This window comes from Dehalococcoidia bacterium (genome assembly GCA_035310145.1).
Taxonomy (GTDB): domain Bacteria; phylum Chloroflexota; class Dehalococcoidia; order CAUJGQ01; family CAUJGQ01; genus CALFMN01.
Map to the genome: position 1 here is coordinate 49,817 of DATGEL010000043.1, position 16,639 is coordinate 66,455.

Annotated in this window: 17 protein-coding genes; 14 read left to right on the forward strand and 3 right to left on the reverse strand. The window is 70.9% G+C overall.

What is annotated here, in order from left to right:
• Positions 1-50 precede the first annotated feature (50 nt).
• The 6 genes from VKV26_08730 to VKV26_08755 are packed head-to-tail and all read left to right on the forward strand — an operon-like array spanning position 51 to position 3,378.
• Positions 51-350: a response regulator gene (locus VKV26_08730; protein HLZ69976.1), complete on the forward strand. Its 300-nt coding sequence runs from the start codon at positions 51-53 to the stop codon at positions 348-350.
• Positions 278-562, forward strand: coding sequence for a winged helix-turn-helix domain-containing protein (locus VKV26_08735; GenBank protein ID HLZ69977.1), 285 nt, complete (start codon positions 278-280; stop codon positions 560-562). The genes VKV26_08730 and VKV26_08735 overlap by 73 nt, the downstream gene beginning before the upstream one ends.
• Positions 559-1,626 (forward strand): HAMP domain-containing sensor histidine kinase, encoded by a 1,068-nt coding sequence (locus tag VKV26_08740; protein HLZ69978.1) that lies wholly within the window; start codon positions 559-561, stop codon positions 1,624-1,626. The genes VKV26_08735 and VKV26_08740 overlap by 4 nt, the downstream gene beginning before the upstream one ends.
• Positions 1,627-1,680: 54 nt before the next feature.
• Complete coding sequence (locus VKV26_08745) at positions 1,681-2,733, forward strand: hypothetical protein (protein HLZ69979.1); 1,053 nt, start codon at positions 1,681-1,683, stop codon at positions 2,731-2,733.
• Between the two features lie 18 nt (positions 2,734-2,751).
• Positions 2,752-3,132, forward strand: a complete 381-nt coding sequence (locus tag VKV26_08750) for a hypothetical protein (protein HLZ69980.1) — start codon at positions 2,752-2,754, stop codon at positions 3,130-3,132.
• 9 nt (positions 3,133-3,141) lie between these two features.
• A complete protein-coding gene (locus VKV26_08755) occupies positions 3,142-3,378 on the forward strand; it encodes a hypothetical protein (GenBank protein ID HLZ69981.1) in 237 nt (78 codons plus the stop codon).
• A 277-nt stretch (positions 3,379-3,655) separates the two neighbouring features.
• On the opposite strand, the gene VKV26_08760 is transcribed toward VKV26_08755, so the two are convergent.
• On the reverse strand, positions 3,656-4,768 hold the full coding sequence (locus VKV26_08760; GenBank protein ID HLZ69982.1) for an LLM class flavin-dependent oxidoreductase: 1,113 nt from the start codon (positions 4,766-4,768) through the stop codon (positions 3,656-3,658).
• A 124-nt stretch (positions 4,769-4,892) separates the two neighbouring features.
• Positions 4,893-5,633 carry a 2-phosphosulfolactate phosphatase gene (locus tag VKV26_08765; protein ID HLZ69983.1) on the reverse strand — a complete coding sequence of 247 codons (741 nt, stop codon included), beginning with the start codon at positions 5,631-5,633 and terminating at the stop codon, positions 4,893-4,895.
• Positions 5,634-5,751: 118 nt separating this feature from the next.
• Here VKV26_08765 and murI point away from each other — a divergent pair, with 118 nt between their 5' ends.
• The 4 genes from murI to VKV26_08785 all read left to right on the forward strand — a co-directional run bounded on the left by murI (position 5,752) and on the right by VKV26_08785 (position 11,016).
• On the forward strand, positions 5,752-6,531 hold the full coding sequence (murI, locus tag VKV26_08770) for a glutamate racemase (protein ID HLZ69984.1): 780 nt from the start codon (positions 5,752-5,754) through the stop codon (positions 6,529-6,531).
• Positions 6,528-7,397, forward strand: a complete 870-nt coding sequence (gene pyrF, locus VKV26_08775) for an orotidine-5'-phosphate decarboxylase (protein HLZ69985.1) — start codon at positions 6,528-6,530, stop codon at positions 7,395-7,397. The genes murI and pyrF overlap by 4 nt, the downstream gene beginning before the upstream one ends.
• Before the next feature lie 301 nt (positions 7,398-7,698).
• Complete coding sequence (locus VKV26_08780; protein ID HLZ69986.1) at positions 7,699-9,546, forward strand: CoA transferase; 1,848 nt, start codon at positions 7,699-7,701, stop codon at positions 9,544-9,546.
• 213 nt (positions 9,547-9,759) lie between these two features.
• Positions 9,760-11,016 (forward strand): AAA family ATPase, encoded by a 1,257-nt coding sequence (locus VKV26_08785; protein HLZ69987.1) that lies wholly within the window; start codon positions 9,760-9,762, stop codon positions 11,014-11,016.
• A 22-nt stretch (positions 11,017-11,038) separates the two neighbouring features.
• Here VKV26_08785 and VKV26_08790 read toward each other — a convergent pair whose 3' ends face one another.
• A complete protein-coding gene (locus VKV26_08790) occupies positions 11,039-12,223 on the reverse strand; it encodes an LLM class flavin-dependent oxidoreductase (GenBank protein ID HLZ69988.1) in 1,185 nt (394 codons plus the stop codon).
• 338 nt (positions 12,224-12,561) lie between these two features.
• Between VKV26_08790 and VKV26_08795 the strand changes: the two genes are divergently transcribed.
• From VKV26_08795 to VKV26_08810, 4 genes are all read left to right on the forward strand, one after another.
• Entirely contained in the window at positions 12,562-12,960 is a 399-nt protein-coding gene (locus tag VKV26_08795) for a hypothetical protein (protein HLZ69989.1), read from the forward strand.
• A gap of 82 nt (positions 12,961-13,042) precedes the next feature.
• Positions 13,043-14,890, forward strand: coding sequence for an FAD-binding protein (locus VKV26_08800; GenBank protein ID HLZ69990.1), 1,848 nt, complete (start codon positions 13,043-13,045; stop codon positions 14,888-14,890).
• Between the two features lie 123 nt (positions 14,891-15,013).
• Positions 15,014-15,817 (forward strand): hypothetical protein, encoded by an 804-nt coding sequence (locus tag VKV26_08805; protein ID HLZ69991.1) that lies wholly within the window; start codon positions 15,014-15,016, stop codon positions 15,815-15,817.
• A gap of 84 nt (positions 15,818-15,901) precedes the next feature.
• Complete coding sequence (locus VKV26_08810) at positions 15,902-16,609, forward strand: FxLYD domain-containing protein (protein HLZ69992.1); 708 nt, start codon at positions 15,902-15,904, stop codon at positions 16,607-16,609.
• Positions 16,610-16,639: the final 30 nt, after the last annotated feature.

A 16,639-nucleotide genomic window follows, 5' to 3' on the forward strand; every position in this document is an offset into this window, starting at 1 on the left:
TTCATGCTCCCCCCTGTATCCTGTTGTCGGTTGCCGTGAGAGGCTGCGCCATGCGTGCGCTCGTGGTGGAAGATCATCGGCGGATCGCCCGCTTTCTGGAGCGGGGGTTGGCCGAAGAGGGGTTCGCCGTCGATGTCGCCTACGATGGCGAGGAAGGGCTGGCGTTCGCGGAGGGGGGAAGCTACGACGTGATCGTGCTCGACGTCGTGCTGCCGGGGCACGACGGCCTGGCGCCCTGCTGCGCCGCGCCGGCGACCGGCCGACGAACGAGCTGCGCGTGCGTGACCTCGTGCTCGACCCGGTGCGTCACGAGGTGCGCCGCGGCGGTGTACCGGCGCCGCTCTCGCTGAAAGAGTTCGCCATCCTCGAATTCCTGATGCAGCAGCCGGGCCGCGTCGCCTGCCGCGCGCCGATCGCCGAGCACGTCCGGGGCTACGACTTCGCCAGCGAATCCAACGTGATCGACGTGCACATCCGCTCGTTGCGGCAGAAGCTCGGCGACACGCGCGAGCAGCCGCTGATCGAGACGATTCGCGGCGTCGGCTACAAGGTCGCGGGATGATGCGGCTGCGCGGGCTGCTGCCGCCGTGGCGTCCGCCGCCTGCCGGCGCCGACCGGCCGCTGTTCCGCCGGGCGCGCCTGCAGCCCACCGCCTGGTACGTGCTCACGCTGATGCTGGTCGTGGTGGGCTTCAGCGCGGTAGTCTACGGCATCCTGGCGGCGCGGCTGCCCGGCCATCACCACGAGCGGCACGAGCCGGCGAGCAAACGCGCCACCGAGCGCGAGACGGCGAACTTCGTCCTGGGCGAGCTGCGCATCTATCTGCTTCTGGGCAACGCCGGCCTGCTGGTGCTCGGGTCGGCCGGCGCCTATCTGCTGGCCGGCCGAACGCTGCGCCTGATCTCCGACGCGATGGCGCGTCAGCGCCGCTTCACCGCCGACGCCTCGCACGAGCTGCGCACGCCGCTCACCGTGATGCGCGGCAGCATCGACGTGGCGCTCTCGCGTGAGCGCCCGGCCGCCGACTACCGCGCCGTGCTGGAGGAGGTTGGCGAAGAGGTCGACGGCATGACCGTGCTGATCGAGCACCTTCTGCAACTGGCGCGGGGGGCGCCCCCGTCCGCACCGCAACCGATCGACCTGCGCGAGGTGCTGGCCGACGTTGAACGGGCGATGCAGCCGATCGCCGCGGAACGCCGCAGCGCACTGCTGATCGGGAGCGGCGCGCGCTCGCCCGTCCGCGCGGACCGCGCGGCGCTGCGTGCGGTCCTGATCAATCTCGTGAGCAACGCGCTGCAGCACTCACCGCCAGGCACGACCGTCCGCGTCCGCGCCGCGGACGACGAGCGCGGCATGGCGGTTCAGGTGGTTGATGACGGCCTCAGCATTCCGCCGGAGGAACGGGAACGCGTGTTCCTGCCGTTCTACCGGCTCAACACTGCCGGCGCCGACGGCCATGGCCTTGGTCTCGCCCTCACACGCGAGCTGGTGACCGCGGCCGGCGGCACGATCGCGATCGGCGAGACGCCAGGCGGCGGCGCCACCGTGCACATCTGGCTGCCGCGCGCCGCCGCAGCGGCCGCGCTCGCGGCGCCGAACCCCTATTCCCTGACCCCTAACCCCTAACCCCTAATCCCTGATCCCTCAGATGCTACACTGGCCTCCCGCGGAGGTGCGCGCGTGACGCAAGGCGAGGCGCCGGCCGTGCTGTCGATCGGCGAGCTGACGGAGCTGATCTACGCGGCGGGCTGGACGGACGGGCTGCCCGTGGTGCCGCCGGCGCGGGCGCTGGTCGATCGCTTCGTCGCGGCCAGCGGCCGGGCGGCGGACGAGCTGGTGCTGATCGTGCCGCCGCTGGGCGGGCGCGGCACCGTGGAGAAGATCGCCGCCAACGCCGTGATGGCCGGCTGCTTGCCCGAGCACATGCCCGCCGTACTGGCGGCGCTGGAGGCGATGCAGGACGACCGCTTCAACCTGCGCGGCATGCAGTGCTCGACGCACCTGAGCACGCCGCTGCTGATCTTCCACGGCCCCATCCGCCGCGAGCTTGGCATCAACTGCGGGGCGAACGCCTTCGGCCAGGGCTGGCGGGCGAACGCCACGATCGGCCGCGCCGTGAAGCTGGCGCTGGTCAACCTCGGCGGCGCCGTGCCCGGCGATGCCGACAAGGCGACCTTCGGCCATCCCGGCAAGTACACGTACTGCATCGGCGAGAACGAGGAAGAAAGCCCCTGGGAGCCACTGCACGTCGAGCGCGGCTTTGCGGCGGATCAGAGCGCCGTCACCGTCTACGGCGCCGAAGCGCCGCACAATATCAACAACCAGACGGCGGACAACCCGCATGACCTGCTGCGCACGATCGCCTCGATGATGGCTAACCTCGGCTCAAACCACCCCTACCTGATGAGCGAGAGCATGGTCGTGCTCTCGCCGGAGCACGCGCGCGTCTGCGCGGAAGCAGGCTGGCGCAAGCGCGACGTACGCGACTTCCTCTTCGACACGGCCCGTGTGCGCCTGGGCGACCTGAAGCGGGGCGGCCTGCACGGCGCCCGCACGCAGATGAACCCGTGGCCGCGCTGGCTCGACCAGGCGAACGACGAGACGCGCGTGCCCGTCGCCCGCCGCCCCGACGACCTGATCGTGATCGTCGCCGGCGGCCCCGGCCGGCATTCGCTCTACATTCCCGGCTGGGGCACCCGCTCCGTGACGCGAGGGGCAGGAAACAGGAAATAGAGGGCGGAGGACACAGGGTTGACGGTGCAGCCTGAACTCAACAAAACCCTCCCACAGCTTCCCCCTCTCCAGTTTCTGGAGAGGGGGCCAGGGGGTGAGGCCGCCGAGCGCCTGCTGGCGCTCGGCCTGGTGGACCCGACCGACCGGCCGAAGCCGCGTGAGCACCGCGCGGCACCGCGGCTGAGCACACTCAACGGCAAGCGCGCCGGCTTCTTGGACAACCACAAGGCGAACGCCGACGTGCTGCTGGAAGAGGTGCGGGCGCTCTTGGCCGAGCGTTTCGATCTATCCGGCGAGAGCTGGGTACACAAGTTCATCTACTCGCGCGAGGCCACACCCGCCGAGATCGAGCACCTGACCGAGCGCTGCGACTTCGTCGTCACCGCCGTGGGCGATTGAGGCTCCTGCGTGTCGTGCAGTATGCACGACGTGGTGGAACTGGAAGACCGCGGCGTGCCCGCGGTGGCGCTGCACACGCACACCTTCATGAACTCGGCCGTCACCCACGCCCGCGCCTATGGCCGCCCCGATCTGCGCTCGCTCTCCGTGCCCGCGCCGATCGCCAACGCCGGCCGTGAAGCCGTGCGCCACAAGGCTGAGGGCGTGCTCGATGCGATCGTGGCCGCGCTCACCGGAACGGCGTAGCGCCGGAGCGCCGCCACAACCAACCGTGGCGCCCGCATCGGGTATCGCGGCCGTATGTCGGGGCTTTCCCGGGAAGGGCGCCTGCGGTGCGCCGCCACGGGTAGCAACGTCGCCCCGTTCCCCTCGCACACCGTTTGGACCGCTCCAGGAGTCCCTTCCCGTGTCGGAAAGGGACAGGTTTCGCGTGCGAAACCAGGGCTGGATGCCCCGGAGCGGGCGCCGCGTCGGCGAGTGCGCGGCAGCCCCAACCACGCATCACAGGCGGGCGCCGCGCCGCTCAGTCCGCGGCGCCGGCGGCCACGGGCGGCGCGGGCTCAAGGTCCTTGAACTGCGGCAGCACTTCCTCAGCCAGGAGCCGCATCGACTTGAACCACGGCTCGGGGTGGTCGGCGTAGTCGAAGACGAAGAGCAGCAGCGTGCCGAAGCCGCCCAGGTCCTTGTACATCTGCTCCAGCTTCTCCGACACGGTCTTCACCGAGCCCACGAGCCAGCCGTGGTTCCAGAGATACTCCGGTGTCACCTGCGCGTCGGGGAGGTTCGGGTCGTCCTTCAGGTACTTGATGAAGTCGAAGTCCTGGAAGAGCGGCAGCAGGTACTCGCGCATCATGCGGCCCATGTCGCCGTGCACGCACTGCTCGTAGGCCTGCTCGTCGGTGTCGGCGACGAAGATCTCGCGCACGATGCGCCACTCGCGCCGGTCGGGCACGCGGCCGGTGCGCTTGCCGCCCTCCACCACGGAATCCCAGTGCGAGGCGACGTAGCCGGGGCTGAGGTTGAGGCTGAGTGGGATGAAGCCGCGCTCGCCCGCCAGCTTGAGCGTGTCCGAGCCGGGGCTGAAGCCGGCGACGCCGATCGGCGGGTGCGGCTTCTGGTACGGCTTGATGTGGTGCTTCAGCGTGCGCAGCATCGGCTCCGGCACGTTCACGTGCCAGAACTGGCCCTCGTAGTCCAGCCCGCCGTCCGTCTCCCACATCTTGAGCATGATGTCGAGCGCTTCGCGGGTCATGTCGCGGTTCTTGCCGCCGGCGCCGTCCACGGCAAAGAGCTGCCAATCGCTGGGCAGGCCGCTGGCGCCGACGCCGAGCATGTAGCGGCCGCGCGCCAGGTGATCCATGAAGGCGACGCGGCAGGCCAGCTCGGCCGGGTGGTGGTAGGGCAGGAGATGAGCGCCGGGCGCGAGCTTGATCTGCTTCGTCTGCAGCAGCGCCTGGGCGATCAGCACGTCGGGCGAGGGGTTCGGCTCCCAGGGCGAGGTGAAGTGCTCGCCGATCCAGGCCTCGTTGTAGCCCAGCTCGTCCGCGGTGCGCAGCACGCGCAGGTCGTACTCCTGGCCTTCTTTGAAGTCGCGTTCCGGCGGGTGCGAGGGCATCAGGAACATGCCGAGCTTCATCTGAGAACTCCGTTGACAACTCCGTGTACCGCGGCCGTGGCGCGGCCATGCCTGCGGGATGCGCGGGCATCATAGCCGCGCATGGCGGATTTCACAACGCGCCGAAGCGCTAACCCCGCCGCGCCTACACCACCACGAGCAGCTCGCCGCGACGCTGCACGCGTGGGGCCACGGCGTAGCGGTCGATCTCCGCACAGAAGCGCAGGTCCGCGCCGAGGCCCAGCGCGGCGAGCGCACGGCCGTGCTCGGCCGCGGCGAAGGCGGCTTCGGCATCGCGGCCGAAGGAGTCGTAGAGGCGCAGCGCCATCTGCGCGGCGTCATCCAGTCGGGGCGCATCGGGCAGCGATTCGCGCGCGGCCGCGATCAGTGCGCCGGCGCAAAACGTGTCTTCCAGGCTGAAGGCCGTGCCCAGCTCGGTGCCCGAGCAAACCAGCGCCAGGTCGAGGCCGCCCGCACGCGCCTCGGCCAGCGCCGCCTGCAGCACGGCCGAGACGTTCAGCAGGCTGCCGGCGAAAACCGCGGGCGCCGCCGCCACGCGCACCAGCGCCTTCGTGCCGTTGCTCGTGAAGAGCACGGCGCGCCGCCCGGCAAGTTCCAGCCGTGCGAACTCCTCCGGCGAGTTGCCGTGGTCGAAGCCTTGCGGCGGCAGACCGCCCACCTCGCCGCAGAGCAGGCGCGGCAGCTCGCAAACCGCAGCGCGCAGGGCAAAGGCCTGCTCGATCTCCGCCACGACCGCGACCTCGCTCGCGCCGCGTGCGATCAGCGTGGCCAGCGTCGAGGTCGCGCGCAGCACGTCGATCACGACACAGACGTGTCGCTCCGGCTGCTGGAGCAGCGCGGGCAGCAGAGAGGTGTGGATGCGCATACGCCAGTTCTAGCGGAAGCCGCGCCCGCGGTCCATCGCCGGCACGCCCCTACATAAGCGCACAGCCGGCGACGCCCGCCGTCCCGCCGCCGCAGCAGCCCATGCTATCGTAGAAGGCGTGAGCAACGACGGCCCCATCGGCGTGTTCGACTCCGGCGTGGGCGGGCTGGCCGTGCTCTGGGCGTTGCGGGCGCTGCTGCCGCGCGAGGATCTGCGCTACTTCGCCGACCAGGCAAACTTTCCCTACGGCCCGCGTCCCGCGGACGAGGTGCGCGAACTGGCGCTGGCTGCCGGCGAGCGCCTGGTCGCGGAAGGCGCAAAGCTGCTGGTCGTCGCCTGCAACACGGCATCGAGCGCGGCCCTGCCGGCCCTGCGCATGCGGCTGCCCGTGCCCGTGGTCGGCATCGAGCCGGCGATCAAGCCGGCCTGCGCCGCCAGCCGCAACGGCCGCGTGGGCGTGCTGGCGACCGACGGCACCGTGCAGGGTGAGGCGCTGGCGGCGCTCGTCGGCCGTGTGGCCGGCTGCGTCGAGGTGATTTGTGTGCCCGCGCCGGGCCTGGTCGAGCTGGTGGAGCGCGGCGAGTTGGACTCGGCAGCGGCGCGGACGCGCGTGCTGGCGGCTGTGCGGCCGCTGCGCGAGGCAGGCGTCGATGTCGTGGCGCTGGGCTGCACCCACTTCGCCTTTCTGCGGCCGCTGGTGCGGGAGTGCCTCGGGCCGGACGTGCGCGTGCTGGAGCCAGCGTTGGCGGTGGCCCGGCAGGCGGCGCGGGTGCTGTGCGAGCGGGAACTGGCAAGCGATCGCGAACCACCAGGCGATACTGTCTACTCCAGCAGCGCGGACGCCACGCGCCTGCTGCGGCGGGTCAAACTCTTGAGCGGAGGGGCGACGTGCCGTTGACCTTCCTGGAAAAGCTGGGCGCCGCGGCGCAGCGCAACCGCAGCCGCCTCTGCGTCGGCCTCGACCCCGACCCGGCGCGCATCGCCGGCGACGTCGGCGCCTTCAACCGCGCGATCATCGCTGCCACGGCCGACCTGGTCTGTTGCTACAAGCCGAACATCGCCTTCTACGAGGCGCTGGGCCGCGCCGGTTTCGAGGCGCTGAAGGCGACGATCGCCGCCGTGCCGGACGGTATCCCCGTGCTGCTCGACGCCAAGCGCGGCGACGTGCCCAACACCGCCGAGGCCTACGCCCGCGCCCTGTTCGACGAATGGGGCGCCGACGCGGTGACGGTCAACCCCTACCTGGGGGAAGACTCGCTGGCGCCGTTCTTCCGCCGGGCCGAGCGCGGCGTGTTCGTCGTCTGCCGCACCTCCAATCCCGGCGCCCGCGACCTGCAAGACCTGCGCGTGCGCGGCGCGGATGGCGGCGAGGAGCCGCTCTACCTGCACGTGGCCGCGCGGGTGAACGGCTGGAACAGCAGCGGCAACGCCGGCCTCGTCATCGGCGCGACCTACCCGGCCGAGCTGGCGCTGGTGCGCGAGCGCTGCCCGGAGCTGCCGATCCTCGTGCCGGGGGTCGGCGCCCAGCAGGGCGAACTGGCCGCCAGTGTCCGCGCCGCCGACAACGGCCGGCCATGGGGCTTCCTCGTCAACGCCTCGCGCGGCGTGCTCTACGCGGCGCAGGCGGGCGAAGATCCCGCCACGTCCGCCCGCGCCGCCGCCCTGGCGCTGCGCGACGCGATCAACGCCGAGCTGGCCGCGTTCAACGACAACATCGTCGGCGGCATCGAGCTCATCGCCGAGTTCAAAGAGCGGCCCTCATAACTCCCAACCCCTTCTCTCCCATACCCAGGCAGTTGGGAGATCCGCAGCGTTCGACGAGCGTATGGGAGAGAAGGGGCGACCATGGGGAGGAAGCTCCGCGGGCAGCCGGTTCGCGATCGGGTGCAGGGGCGCAATCAGCAGCGCGCCGGAATGCCGCACATCGAGCGAATCGCCCGATGCAGGATCTCCCCTCTCTCCCATACGCTCTTGAACAGCCGCGTCTCTCCCATCGCCCGTGTATGGGAGAGAGGGGATGGGGAGTAAGGGCTGCCGCGCCTGCGAAAGGTTCCGAGGAGGTTCGATGGCCGGCGCGTTCTCCGGCTGGCGGGCGCGGATCGATCCACCCTGCCCGGCCGCGTACTTCCTCGGCTGGCTGCTGCACGCCGCCGGCGCCTCCGTATCGGATGCCGCGGGCGAGACGCTCGGTGCGGCCGCCCTGGCGCTGCGCCTGGCCGGCGGCGAACAGGCGAGCGCCCGCGGTGAGCTGGCGCTCGCCGGGCCGCGGGGCGAACGCTTCGCGGCCCACTTCATCGCCGTCGACGAGCCCGGCTTTGAGGACGGCGACGACGCGGCGGCCTGGGCCTGGGGCGGCCTCGCCGGCATAACGGGCGAGCCGGACGGGCCGCCGCTGGCGCCGGGCGCACCGCTGGCCGGCATGTGCGGCGCGCTGCACGCCGCGCTCGCCTTCGCGGCGGCTCGCTGGCGCGGCAGCTCCGGCCTCGCGATCACGGTGCCGCTGGCCGATGTGGTCGCCTCGCTGATCGAGGTCGCCGGGCTGCGCTACGCGGCGGACGGCAACGTGCGCGGGCGCGGCGGCGACTGGTGGGGTCTGGCCGGCTGGGGGCTCTATCCCTGCATGGACGGCAAGCTGGCCCTCTCGCTGCGCGATCTCGGCCAGTTGCAACGGCTGGCCGCGCTGCTGGGCCTGCCGGAAATCCACGACGCGCGCTTCGACGACTTCGCCTGGGGCATCGCCGCCGCGGGCGAGGAGCTGCACGCGCTGCTGCTCGCGGGCTTCGGCGCACAGCCGCTGGCACGGCTGCTACCGGCATTGCGCCGCGAGCGCATCGCGGCCGCGCCGGTGCGTCCGCTCGACAGGCTGCTGGCCGACCCGCATCTGCATGCCCGTGACGCCTTCGAGCAGGACGCCGGGCTCTGGCTGCCGCGCTTCCCCGCCCGCATTACTCCCTCTCCCCAGCACGCCGCCATCGCGCACGGCGCGAACATGCATCACTCAGTGGCAGGCGAGCGGGCACGGCCGTTACGCGGTGTGCGCGTGCTCGATATCAGCTCGATCTGGGCGGGGCCGCTGGCGGCGCGGCTGCTCGCCGATCTTGGGGCAGAGGTGACGAAGCTGGAGCGGGCGGGCCAGCGCGCCGGCAGCTTCAGCACCGGCGCTGCCTGGGACCGCGGCTTCTACGCCGTGCTCAACGACCGCAACAAGCGGCCCTTCGCCTGGGATCTGACGGCGCCCGCCGACCGCGCCGCCTTCGAGACGCTGCTGCGCGATGCGGACGTGCTGATCGACAACTTCACGCCGGGCAGCCTCGATCGCGCCGGCCTCGGCCGGGCGGCGCTGCAGGCGATCAACCCACGGCTGGTCAGCGTCTCCTTGCCGGCGCAGGGGCTTTCCGGCCCAGACGCGGGCGCCGTCGGCTACGGCAGCACGATCGAGCAGGCGGCGGGGCTTGGCTGGCTGTACGCCGATGCGGCGGGCGAGCCGCACCGCTCCGGCGTCAACTTCTCCGACCCGATCGCCGGCCTGTACGGCGCGCTGGGCGCGGTGCTGGCCCTCTGTGGCGCACGCGACCACACCTCCGTCGAGCTGAGCCAGCAGGAGGCGGCGCTGAGCCTGATGCTGCCGGCGCTGGCGCGGTTCCAGCAAACGGGCGAGGTTCCCCGCGCCCGCGAGGCGCTGCCCGGCGACGGCGGCTGGCGCTTCGACGGCGTGCGCGTGCGGGACGTTGCCGAGGTGGCCGGCCGGCCGGGCGCGCCGGGCAGCCGCGCCGTGCGCTGGCTGCGCCACCCGGATGGCCGCTCGTATCCGCTGGTCGTCTTGCCCTGGCGAGGCGCCTTCAGCCGTGGCGTGGCGCCGCGGCCGGTACAGATGCCAGCGCCGATCGCTACGGCCGTGCAAGCGTACGACTGACCGGCGGTAATTCGGCCCCTGCAGAGGTTCGCCACGGGCGACCGCGCGTGCTCAACCGCCGGTAACGGCGCTGCATCGCGCCTGCGGCGTCGGGGCTATGCCGCCGCGCCAAGCGGCCGATACTCAGCATAGGCAGGGTATAGCAGGCGCCGGCGGGGCGCCGTTCCCCGTTGGCCGGCCGGAAACCGCACGGAGCTGGAGGCGCAGCCACTCATGAGCGCGGCAGAACAGCCAGTCGTCGTTATCCTCGACGCCGATCCCGTGGCCCGCGAAGCGATGGAAGGCAGCGCGTTGGCCTGCGGCCTGAACGTGGGCGCGATGGGCACGTTCGGCGTCGAGAGCGAGCTGCTGATCCGCGACGGCTGGCCCGACGCCGTGCTGCTCGGCCTGGAGCCGCCGGTGGAGCGCGGCCTGCAGACGCTGCGCGCCCTGGCCGCGGCGCAGCCCGAGATCCCGGTCATCGTCTACTCCAGCCAGACCGACGGCGCCGCCGTGCGCCGCGCGATGATCGCCGGGGCGCGCGACGTGGTGGCGGCGCCCGCCGCCGGCCAGCCGCTCTACAACGCCGTGGCCGGGGCGCTGCGGCGCACGAGCACGACGCGCACACGCGACGAAGCGGGGGACGAGGGGAATGCGATCTCCGCGCAGCCCGGCGGCAAAGTGATCGCAGTCTTCGGTCCCAAGGGCGGCTGCGGCAAGACGACGCTCGCCACCAACCTGGCCGTAGACCTGGCGATGGTCTCCCACGCGCGCGTGGCGTTGGTCGATCTCAGCGCCCGCTTCGGCGATGTCGCGCTCACGCTCGACGTGCCGGCGCAGCACACGGTGGCCGATGTGGTGCGCGAGATCGGCAGCATCACCTACGCGACGATCGCCCGCTACCTGACGCCGCATCCCTCCGGTCTGCTGGTGCTGCCCTCCTCGCGCGATGCAAGCGAGTGGGACGCGACCACGCCCGAGACGACGCGCCGGGTGATCGGCCTGCTCGCGCAGTCGTTCGATTATGTCGTGCTCGATGCGCCGCAGGCGTTCACCTACACCGTGGCGGCCGCCGTCGATCTGGCAACAGTGGCGTTGGGCGTCACCTCGCTGGATCTGACCAGCGTTAAGGACATGACCGCGGTGGTGAGCATGCTGCGCGATCTCAACTTCCCACTGGCGAAGCTGAAGCTGGTGATGAACCATCGCGGCGCCGTGAAGGGCGCCACGGCAGAAGAGTTGAGCCGCGCCATTGGCATACCCGTCGCCTTCAGCATTCCCCACGACAAGGCGCTGCAATACGGCCTGCAGACGGGCGTTCCCGCGGTGAAGCAGGCGCCGAACGCGCCGGCCTCGCGTGCGATCCGCGAGATCGTGCGATCGCTCATTCCGGACAGCGATCCCCTGCCGGAGCGGCGCCGCGGCCTCTTCGGCCGCCTCGCCGGCTTTCGCCAGGTGCGCTCGCCTGAGCCGCTGCGCCGTTCGGCGTAGCACCGGCTGCCCCTGGCGCCGCTCAGCCCCGCGTGGCCGGCAGCCGCTTCAGCGCGGGAATCACGTGCTTGCCGAACAACTCGATCGACGAGAGCACCTGCTCGTGCGGCACCGTTTCCGTCGCCATCAGGAACTGCAGCTCGTCCACGCCCGCGGCTTCGTGGATGGCGATGCTCTTCAGGCAGCTCTCCGGGTCGCCGGCCACCAGCACGCCGCGCTCGACCAGCGTGTCGGCGTCGATCTGGTTCCAGAGCGCCGCGGCGATCTGGCCGGAGCCGCCGGAGAGATCGACCGCGGGCGCGCTCGCGGCCCTGTCCTGCCCGTCCTGCTTCTCCTCCTGCTTGATGTAGCGGGCGAAGTTCGCCTGCAGGTGATCCGGCACGCCGCCCCAGGACTCGACGAGCTGCGCGTAGAGATGCATCTGGTCCTTGAGATAGGGCCGGTCCGGCCCGAAGAAGGTGCGCAGCGAGCGCGCCGCCAGCTCGCGCGCCGCCGCATCGTCTTCGCCGCAGAAGCCCATCGTCGCGCTCAGCCACTGGTCGTTGATGAACTTGCCCACCGGCTGCGCCCGGCGCACGTTCGTCTTGTACTCCCTGATGTAGGGCTCAAGATAGGACGGCGCGGCCACGCTCAGCGCCATCACGCCGATGCCCAGCTCCGCCGCCAGCCGGTAGGTCGAAGGCTGCAGCGCCGCCACCCAGATGCGCGGGTGCGGCTTCTGGTACGGCTTGGGCCGCACGTCGCGCGGGGGCACGTTCCAGAACTGGCCTTCCCAGGAGAACGGCCCGTCCTCCCAGATCTTCGGAATCATGCGCAGCGACTCTTCCCACATGGCGCGGGTGTTGCGCGGGTCGATGCCCATGCCGATCTGCTCGTACGGCGCCGAGCGGCCGGTGCCGAACTCGACGCGGCCGCCGGAGAGATGATCGACCATCGCCACGCGCTCGGCCACGCGCACCGGGTGGTGGTAGGGCAGGATCACCACGCCGAAGCCGAGGCGAATGCGCCTGGTCAGGCGGCTGAGGGCGCCGAAGATCACCTCAGGGCAGGGCGACATCGAGAAGCTGGTGAGAAAGTGGTGCTCCACGAACCAGACACTGTCGAAGCCCATCTCGTCGGCGAGCACGACCTGCTCGATCGTCTCCTCGATCACGGCATGGTCGTCCACCAGCGGCCGCTGCATCTCGTAGGCCAGGCTCAAGCGCATCGCTCGTCTCCTTAAAAATGACAAGAGCCAAGGGCCCCGGCAGAGACCCGCGGGGACGCCGCGAGTGTAGCAGTCGCGGACCAGGCACGCGCGCCTAACCCCGCCGCGCCTGAAGGCGCGTCTCCCTTCCTGATACGGGAAGGGTGGAGTTCGAGGAGATCCGGTCGTCCTCAAACCAACCCTTCCCACGTCGGGCCAGAGCGCAGCGCAACTGTCGGAGACCTGCAATGCGCAGCCGAGCCCGAGCGAGGCAGAGAGGCGCCGGGCGCGCGACAGTGCCCGGCCGCTACGCTACGATAGCCCTGGCCCGGTCCGGCCGCCGCGAAGGGTGTGACGCCATGCCCAAAACCCAGACCGAACACGTCCTGCACCTGTTCATCATCAGCACACGCACGGGCGACACCACCGTGTTCTTGCTGGAGCGCGAGCCGGGCGTGGTCGAGTTTCCGCAGATCTGCGCCACGGATAAGGAACTGGACGACGAGCCGGAGCTGGTGCGCCGCATTCAGAGCGCCACCGGCATTGACGTGGCGATCAGCGGCTTCCTCGATCCGCCCTCAGGCACGGAGATCCAGCCGCCCAACAGCAAGTTCCTGATCGGCCGCGCCGTCTCCGGCACGCCGCACCCGGGTGTGCCGCACGTCGGCTGGGAGTGGCGCTCGGGCAACAACCTGCTCTCCTTGCAGTTCCTGCCGCGGCTGATGGTGGACGAGCTGCGCGTCTTCATGAACAGCTAGCCGGGGGCGCGGGGCAGATCCACGCCCTGCCGGGCGCCGTACTCGCAGCGCAAGCCGCGCATCTCGCGCCGGAGCCGCCGCCGTGCCGCTTTCCCTCGCCGTCTGCATGAAGCAGGTTCCCAACGTCGCCCGCATCCGCTTCGACCCGGAAACCAGGCGCGTGGTGCGCGAGGGCGTGGCCGGGCTGATGGATTCGTTTGAAAACCGTGCCCTGGGCTTCGCCGCGGCCCACCGCGCGGCGTACGGGGGCAGCCTCGCCGCGATCACGATGGGGCCGCCGCAGGCGCGCGAGATCCTCGAGCAGGCGCTGGCGCTCGGCGCCGACCGCGCCCTGCATCTCAACGACCGCGCCTTCGCCGGTGCCGACACGCTGGCCACGGCGCGGGCGCTGGCCGCGGCGCTGCAGCCCGGCGCCTACGACCTGATCCTCTGCGGCCGCCACTCCACCGACTCGGAGACGGGCCAGGTGGGGCCGGAGGTGGCCGAGCTGCTCGGCATTCCGCACCTGAGCGGCGTGCGCGCCCTGCAGATCGACGAGGCGGCGCGCACGCTCACCGCCGAGCGCGAGACGGACGACGGCATCGACCTGGTGCAGTGCCCGTTGCCGGCGCTCGTCACCGTCTCCGAGGCGATCGGCGAGGAGGTCTGGCCGCGGCAGGAGCAGCTCGACGCGATCGACCAGGACGCGATCGTCACGCTCAGCGCCGCGGACCTCGGTCCGCCGGAGCGCTTCGGCGCGGCCGGCTCACCGACCTGGGTGGGCGAGGTCTACGAGGAGCGGCCACAGCGGCTGGGCGAGGTGCTTTCTGGCGACGATCCGGCCGCCCTGGCGGAGGAGCTGGTCGAGAGGCTGCTTGAGCGCGGCGCCTTCGCGCGCACCGCCGGCGAAGCGCGGCCGCGCGCCCGCCAGCGCCCGCCCGAGCGCGGCCAGGCGGTGTTGGTCTGGATCGAGCTGCACGCGGGCCGGCCGCGCCCCTCCGCCTTCGAGCTGCTCGGGGCTGCGGGCGAGATCGCCGACGCGATCGAGGGTCACACCGTCGCGGCCGTTCCCGGCGGCGATGAACGGGTCTACGAGCGGCTGGCGGCCCACGGCGCCGACCTGGTGCAGCGCGTCGGCGGTGACGGCGCATTTGACCTGGATGGCCTGGAGCAGCACGCGGGCCGCCTGGAGTTGACGATTCGGCAGACACGCCCCTTCGCCGTACTGCTGCCCGCCAGCGCGGCCGGCCGCGACCTGGCGCCCCGCGTGGCGGCGCGGCTGGGTCTCGGCCTCACCGGCGATTGCATCGGCCTGCGCGTGGACGCCGAAGGCCGGCTGGTGATGCTGAAGCCAGCCTTCGGCGGCAACATCGTCGCTCCCGTCTACAGCACCACGGCGCCGGCGATGGCGACGGTGCGGCCCGGCCTGCTCTCCGTGCCCGAGCCGCTGCCGCACCCGACCGTGCACACGCGGCCGCTGAACGCGGGGCAGCCCGAGGCGCGGCTCGGCATCCGCCTGCTGGAAGCACGGCCGGACCCGCGGGCGAACGTGGCGGAGTTGGCGGTGGCGGCGATCGTGGTCGGCGTAGGGCGCGGCGTGGGCGGGCCGGAACACCTGCCGGCGATCCATGCGCTTGCGGCCGAACTGCACGCCGAGGTCGGCGCCACGCGCGTGGTCACGGACCTGGGCTGGCTGCCGCGTCAGCGCCAGATCGGCCTCACCGGGCGCGCGATCGCGCCCGCGCTCTATCTCGCCGTGGGGGTGAGCGGCAGCTTCAACCACATGGTCGGCGTGCTGAAGGCGGGCACAATCGTCGCGGTCAACAGCAGCCCGCGGGCGCCGATCGCGAAGACGGCCGATTACACGATCACGGGCGACTGGGCCGTGGTCGTGCCGGCACTGACGGCGGCGCTGGCGCGGGCGCGGGGCGCCGGGCGGCTGCCGTTATGATCAGCGTTTATGGCAGAATCGCGGCGCTGGCCTTGCTATCCGGCCCGCCGTAGCCGATCCTTGAACAGACGTGGAGTCCGCAAGGGATTACACAGAACAGCATTTCCGCTGACGGAGACTGCCGTGAACGTGTTTGCGCCGCGCCGCCGCCCTTCGCGCCCGTTGGCTGCGCTCGCCTTGCTGCTGGCGCTGCTGGTGGGCGGATTTGCGGTAGGCGCGCCGCGGCCGGCGCTGGCGTGGCTTGCCAGCGGCACCTTCTTCGCCAACGGCAGCGGCCAGGGCACGGGTGGCGCGACGACGATCACCGGACCGCAGGCCAATATCAGCATCTCCCTCGCCGGGGCGAAGCCGAACGCGAGCTACGCGATCTTCACCTGCCTGCCGCTTACGGGCGGCGACTTCTCCTGCGCGGGCAGGAACCTGCCGCCAGCCATGCAGCAGGTGCAGATCGCGCCCAAGGCGCTGGCGCCCGTGGTGCTGACGCTGGTGCAGCAGGGCATGCTGAACACCGATGACTTCGGCAACGCCAGCCTCACCCTCTCGCCGGTGAGCGTGCTGCTGCCCGACCTGCCGCGCAGCATCTACAACGCCGTGCACCTGATCAACACCACCGATGCGACCGACTCCTACACGGCGCTCGATATCCAGTCGCCGGTGCAGCCGATCGCCGGTGTCAACGCCTTCACGCCCGCCTTCATCAGCACCGCGATCGGCGTGCCGGTCTTCGTGCTGGCGCAGTTCCCCGGCTACGTCTTCCCCGTGGCGATCACGGCGCTGGGCGGCGTGCCCTTCGTGCCGGTGATCATCGTGCCGCCGACGGTGTTCGGAGGCGTGCCCTTCAGCACAACGGTGGGCCTCTGCCCCGGCACGGGGCGGGCGCCGGTGGCGCGCCCCGGCCTCAACGGCGAGATCGACCTCTTCTGCTAAGCCGCGCCCGGCTCCCGGCGGAAGCCTGATCGCTGATTCGCCGTGAGATCGGTGCGAAGGAGGATTGGCTTGAGGCGCTTGGGTGTGCTGCCAATTCTCTTTCTGCTGCTGGTGTCGGTGCTCGCCCTCGCAACCGGAAACGCAAGCATAATCCCGGACAAGCCAATTCTCTTTCTGCTGCTGGTGTCGGTGCTCGCCGGCAGCAGGCACGCGGTTGCCGATGCTGGGGTCACTCTGCTCAGCTCGTCCAGCTTCACGGACTCGATCGGTGCTTTTCACGTCGTCGGCGAAGTCAGAAACGACACTGGGCAAGCCATCGAGTTTGTCAATATCATCGGAACGTTTACCGACTCAGCAGGAAATTTTCTTGCCACGGAAGACACGTTCACGACGTTAGACGTCCTCGCAGCGGGAGACATCGCTCCATTCGATCTCCTTCTCACGACTCCGCCTGCTGGAATCAGCCAATACTCCTTGCAGACTCAATGGGAGCCGGCCTCAGATGTGCCGTTTCAGGGCATCTCGCTGGTGGGCGACGCTCGTGTGAGCCTGGATTCGATAGGCTTCACGCATATTGCCGGCCAGGTGCGGAATGATGGCAGCGCGCCGGCAAAGTTCGTGCAGATCATTGCAACTTTCTATGCGGCGGACGGCACGGTGGTTGGCACGGACTTTACCTTCGCCTCTCTTGATACTATCCAACCCGGCCAGGTCTCTCCGTACGAACTGGTCACGGAACCGACACGGCCGTACTCAAACTACCGACTGCAAGTTCAGGCCGAGAGTAGCTGATCGTTCGCCCGTCTTACCTTGCCATGCGCC

Coding starts and splice junctions, on each gene's coding strand:
- VKV26_08730 (HLZ69976.1), top strand. CDS start 51: ATGCGTGCGCTCGTGGTGGAAGATCATCGGCGGATCGCCCGCTTTCTG.
- VKV26_08740 (HLZ69978.1), top strand. CDS start 559: ATGATGCGGCTGCGCGGGCTGCTGCCGCCGTGGCGTCCGCCGCCTGCC.
- VKV26_08760 (HLZ69982.1), bottom strand. CDS start 4,768: ATGAAGCTCGGCATGTTCCTGATGCCCTCGCACCCGCCGGAACGCGAC.
- VKV26_08765 (HLZ69983.1), bottom strand. CDS start 5,633: ATGCGCATCCACACCTCTCTGCTGCCCGCGCTGCTCCAGCAGCCGGAG.
- VKV26_08780 (HLZ69986.1), top strand. CDS start 7,699: ATGGCCGGCGCGTTCTCCGGCTGGCGGGCGCGGATCGATCCACCCTGC.
- VKV26_08785 (HLZ69987.1), top strand. CDS start 9,760: ATGAGCGCGGCAGAACAGCCAGTCGTCGTTATCCTCGACGCCGATCCC.
- VKV26_08790 (HLZ69988.1), bottom strand. CDS start 12,223: ATGCGCTTGAGCCTGGCCTACGAGATGCAGCGGCCGCTGGTGGACGAC.
- VKV26_08795 (HLZ69989.1), top strand. CDS start 12,562: ATGCCCAAAACCCAGACCGAACACGTCCTGCACCTGTTCATCATCAGC.